The 5,324-nt window shown below is 40.8% G+C and carries 4 protein-coding genes; all 4 read left to right on the plus strand.

The window, feature by feature from the left end; all coding sequences use genetic code 11:
- The first annotated feature begins 118 nt into the window (after window positions 1-118).
- The 4 genes from F6K49_RS34625 (at window position 119) to F6K49_RS34640 (ending at window position 5,055) form a co-directional block, all read left to right on the plus strand.
- A complete protein-coding gene (locus F6K49_RS34625; protein ID WP_293103957.1) occupies window positions 119-790 on the plus strand; it encodes an AAA-like domain-containing protein in 672 nt (223 codons plus the stop codon).
- Window positions 791-793: 3 nt separating this feature from the next.
- Window positions 794-3,874: an AAA-like domain-containing protein gene (locus tag F6K49_RS34630; RefSeq protein WP_293103960.1), complete on the plus strand. Its 3,081-nt coding sequence runs from the start codon at window positions 794-796 to the stop codon at window positions 3,872-3,874.
- A 46-nt stretch (window positions 3,875-3,920) separates the two neighbouring features.
- Window positions 3,921-4,262, plus strand: coding sequence for a DUF433 domain-containing protein (locus F6K49_RS34635; protein WP_293103962.1), 342 nt, complete (start codon window positions 3,921-3,923; stop codon window positions 4,260-4,262).
- 181 nt (window positions 4,263-4,443) lie between these two features.
- Window positions 4,444-5,055, plus strand: coding sequence for a Uma2 family endonuclease (locus F6K49_RS34640; RefSeq protein ID WP_293095069.1), 612 nt, complete (start codon window positions 4,444-4,446; stop codon window positions 5,053-5,055).
- The last annotated feature ends 269 nt before the right edge of the window (window positions 5,056-5,324 follow it).

A 5,324-nucleotide genomic window follows, 5' to 3' on the forward strand; every position in this document is an offset into this window, starting at 1 on the left:
TCTTTTTCTTCACGATATCGCTGTTCCAAGGCGTCACAACTCAGGTGGGGCTTCAGGGTCAACCTTTTGGGCATAAAACTTACCATGCTCTGTCTTAACAGTAAGTATACACCCGGATTTGATATTATCTGATTTTGTGCTTGAAGAAGTTCTTGAAAACGCTGACTTACCTATTCTACTGATATTTGATGATGTTGATCGAGTTTTCGATTATGACTACAGAGATGACTTTTTTAGTCTAATTCGAGCTTGGCATAATGAGCGTGCTATAGAAGAGCAATGGGAAAAACTTAACCTAGTTCTAGCCTATTCCACAGAAGCGTTTCTATTTATTCAAGATTTAAACCAATCACCGTTCAACGTCGGTATTTCTATTGAACTAGGAGATTTGAGTCGTTCTAAGGTTGAGGAAATGAATCGTAAACATAATAGCATAGCCCGGTCATCTGGTGAAATTGACTCCCTGATCAATTTACTAGGAGGACATCCATACTTGTTAAGAAGGGCTTTTTATACAATGGCTACAAGAAGCATCAGTGTACCAAAATTCTGTAGAGTAGCAGGTGATGATGATGGTCCATTTGCAGAACACTTATCTCGATATCTTAGGCAACTTGAAGCATGGCCAGATTTGCGACATGCCATGCAAGACGTTATCAGAAAACACAAATGCACGAATAACGAAATTTTTTATCGGTTACGGAAATCAGGATTAATTCTTGGACACAGTCCTGATGCCGTACAGGCAAGATGTCAGCTTTATGCACAATTTTTTAAAACGAGACTATGAGTCATGAATTCTGATCACAACCCGATCCAGAGTAGCCCAGATCCAGATTACTATGTAGTAGGCGGAACCTTAAAAGTTTCAGACCGTAGTTACGTACCCCGTGCTACTGACCAGGAACTTCTAGACAATCTGATCAACGGAGAGTACTGCTATGTACTAACCACTCGTCAGATGGGCAAATCTAGTTTGATGGTACGCACCGCAGTAAAATTAAAGGAATTTAATATACGTAGTGCCATTATTGATTTAACCAGCATCGGCACTTCCCTTGGATTGGAAGCTTGGTATCTAGGGCAAATTCGACCTATTGTAAGACAACTGCGTCTAGACTTCGACTACCTGAGTTGGTGGAGAGAAAATGCCAGCTTTAGTGAAGTAGATAGATATTCAATGTTTATCTCAGAAATATTATTAGAGAAAGTTTCTTCCTCGGTTGTATTATTCATTGATGAAATAGATTCTACCCTTTCACTATCCTATAGCGATGACTTCTTTGCTGCTATACGTTCCCTCTACAACGAACGTGCGATTAACTCGGAGTTAGAGCGGCTAACTTTTGTGCTTTTGGGTGTAGCCTCTCCATCGGATTTAGTAAAAGCTGTTGAACGGACTCCTTTCAATATCGGAAGGCGTATTGAGTTAAACGATTTCACTTTGGAGGAAGCTAAACCTCTTGCTGCTGGACTGGCACCAGGATCTGACCAAGCATTCAAGCTACTAAAGCAAATAATCAATTGGACAGGAGGACATCCCTATCTTACCCAGAAAACTTGTCAAGTTGTGGCACAGTGGGCTAAGGAAAATTGGGATACTACTCAAGTAGATAAAATTGTGGAAAAGCTTGTACTAGAAACTTTCTTGACAAAGCGTGGTAAGCAAAATGATGACAATTTGCACTTTGTAAGAGAACGTCTTTTAAGAGAATCAGAATCAGCAGAATTACTTAATCTTTATTCTCTAATCAGGCAAGACATAATTATAAGTAATAAAGAACGAAATTTACCTCACGCAAGACTAAAATTAATCGGTTTAGTCAAAGCTAATGATTCAGGAATACTTGAGGTAAGAAATCGAATATATTATGAAGTTTTTAATATAAGTTGGCTCCATGACAACGGAGTCACACTAGACGATAATCGTAAAAGTTTACCAACCATTATTCAAGGGAATAAACTTGAGAGTTTAAGTTATGCAAATAAAGTTATAAATAACTACGAAAATATTACCCTTAGGGAAGGCAATATTCGATTTAAAAGTAGTATTAATTCAATTAATATTGACGATAATTTAAGCAATTTACTGTTAACTCGAAAAGAGTACCGCAATCGTCAGGCATTACTTACCAAAGTCAAAAACTTTTGGATTAAAGGTGTTTTAGAAAAATCTTTATTTCAGCAAGTGCTAATTGAACAGGGACTAGAACAACGGCCTGATGCAGTTACTAACCCTTCAGACGTGATTTTAGAGAATGAGAACTCATCACTTCAATCATTCCCAAAAGGGACTAATGTAATTGACATTTTTGACAAAATTGGTGAGCGACGAATGCTACTAATTTTGGGCGAACCAGGGTCAGGTAAAACCACAACGTTACTAGAACTAACCCGTGACTTAATTGCCCGTGCTGAGCAAGATGTTGCTTACCCGATTCCTGTGGTATTGAATCTCTCCTCTTGGGCAAATAAGAACCAAAGTATTGCTGATTGGCTAGTCGAAGAACTAAACACTAAGTATGATGTTCCTAAGAAAATTGGACAAGCTATAGTCAGCCAACAGCAACTGCTCCTCCTCTTAGATGGTTTGGATGAAGTCAAGGCTGACTATAGAGATGATTGTATTATTGCTTTGAACACTTTCTCTAAGCAGTACGGCGCAGAAATTGTCGTTTGCAGCCGCATCAAAGACTACCAAGCCCTCTCTAACCGTCTGAACTTTACAAGTGCGGTTTATTTGAGGTTGCTCACCTTAGAACAAATCTCTCATTACCTGGATAGTTTGGGGGCTGATTTTACAGGATTGAGGGTATTAATTGCAGAGGATACAGTCCTGCAAGAGTTAGTTCAATCTCCTTTAATGCTCAATATTATGACTATGGCTTACCAAGGAGTAGCTGTTGAAGACTTGCCTAGAACTGAATTGGTAGAAGAACGTCGCAAACAGCTATTCAGTGCCTACATTGAGAGGATGTTTAAGCGTCGGCGGACTAATCAGAGATACAGTAAAGCTCAAACAAAGTATTGGTTGGCTTGGCTGGCACAGCGGATGCTTCAGGAGGAACAAACTATATTTTCAATTGAACGAATGCAGCCTACCTGGTTGCTAAATCGAACTCAGAAGATAGTTTATTCAACTCTATTGAGATTGGTGTGTGGGCTAATTTTTGGCTTAACGGGTGTGCTAATTGTTTTTGGCTCAACGGGTGGGCTAATTTTTAGCTTAACGGGTGGACTAATTTTTGGCTTAACGGGTGGACTAACTTTTAGTTCATTTTTGGGGCTGGGAAGTAGGAAAGAAATAAAGCCTGTTGAAAGTCTGGATTGGTCTCGAATAACACTAGAGAATGCACTCAATTTTAATGAAATTATTAAAAGGATAGGTAGGCTGAGTGTTGGGCTGAGTGTTGGGCTAGCTTTGGCTCCGGTTTTTGGATTGTTTTTTGGACTGGTTTTTGGACTATTTTTTGGGTTAATAGGTGGGCTATTTGGTTCTAATTTAGAGTTAAAAGCAGCTCCTAATCAGGGGATATTTAGATCAGCATTTAACGCGGTAACTCTGGGATTATTTAGTGGGTTGATATTTGGATTGATTGGTGAACTTATTGCTGGGTTAGATGGTGGGCTGATAAGTGCATTGATTAGTACGTTGCTCATGAGTATGTTAAGTAATGCTGGTATTGCTTGCATTCAACATTTGGTCTTGCGTATAATTCTATTCCGTAGTGGATACATTCCGTGGAACTACGCTCGTTTCTTAGACTACGCAACTGATCGTATTTTTTTGCAAAAGGTTGGCGGTGGCTACATGTTTGTCCATCGGGTGCTACTAGAGCATTTTGCTACCATGGAACCATGGGAACTAGAATAACGGGGAGTCGATTGCTACCATATGAAATAGCAACCTGATAAAGTCTATGACTCTAGCAATTGCCATTGAACCTGCACCTATAGAGACAGATGCCCATGGTGTTGTACGAGTTGCCAAAACTCGCGTCACCCTGGACACTGTCGTAACTGCTTTTCTTGAGGGATGCACGCCAGAGGAAATCGCAGAGCAATATCCATCCCTACAACTACCAGATATCTACTTGGTTATCGGTTACTACCTCAGACATCGAGATCAGGTTGATACCTATCTGGTAGAACGTCAACGTCAGAGAGATGCAATTCAGCAGGAGGCTGAACAACGCTTTAATCCAATGGGAATACGCGATCGCTTACTAGCTAGACAAGTAAGATTTCTACCTCTACGGTAAATAGGAGTAGTTGCTGCTACCATTACCGTTAAATTACTCAAGTTTCCGAACGGAACGGAGGTGCTAAAATCTCCAATTGTGCGGAGTGACGTGCAGCTTAGCTGGGTTTTTAGGTTAAAAACTGCGTATTTTTGTTAACTAGAATAGAAGAAACTCTTTTGTGCGGGAAATAGAGAACGTCATGAAAGTAGCCACCACAGCTGTTGAAACCAATCCCATTGTGTTGAGGATGCCCCCGGCATGGGCTATGGATGATGATCAATTTTTTGAGTTTTGTCAGATTAATCGAGATTTACGAATTGAGCGCACATTAGACGGAAAAATAATTGTTATGCCCCCCACAGGAGGTGAAACATCTCAAAAAAATTCCAACATTAATTTTCAGCTACAGTTGTGGAATCGCCAAACAAAGCTAGGCAAGGTATTTGATTCTTCTGGTGGCTTTAAGCTGCCCAATGGTGCAGAACGTTCCCCTGATGCTTCTTGGGTCAAAAAAGACAGGTGGGAAGCCCTAACGCCTCAACAAAGGAAAAAGTTTATTCCTCTGTGCCCAGATTTTGTGATTGAGTTGCGCTCTCCCAGTGATAGGGTGAAGAGTCTTAAGGAAAAGATGGAAGAGTACAGGTCAAATGGCGCTCTGTTGGGGTGGTTGATTGAGCCAAATAGTCGTCAAGTATATATTTACCGTCCTGGGGTAGAAGTGGAGCAGTTGGACAATCCAGCTACGGTGAAGGGGGATGAATCAGTGCTGCCTGGTTTTGTCATGGTCATGGAAGAAGTTTGGGAAGGCTGAACAACGCTTTAATCCAATTGGAATACGCGATCGCTGAAAGCGGGACGCGCGTCCATCGCTTACTAGCTAGGCGCAATCAATCCGGCGTTGCTGAATTAAGGAATGAATGCGGGATCATCTGGTTTTGGTCAAGCCCCCGTTGGTCCCCCAAATTTGATACGGCTGGCGAAATTAATATTTGTTTACAAAAGGATGAGCAGATGTGGAAAAGATCCTTTGTTCGTAGTTGGTTTGGGAGTTACAGTTGAAACAATTGTATCAGTTATCAA

The sequence above is a fragment of the Moorena sp. SIO3I6 genome (genome assembly GCF_010672095.1).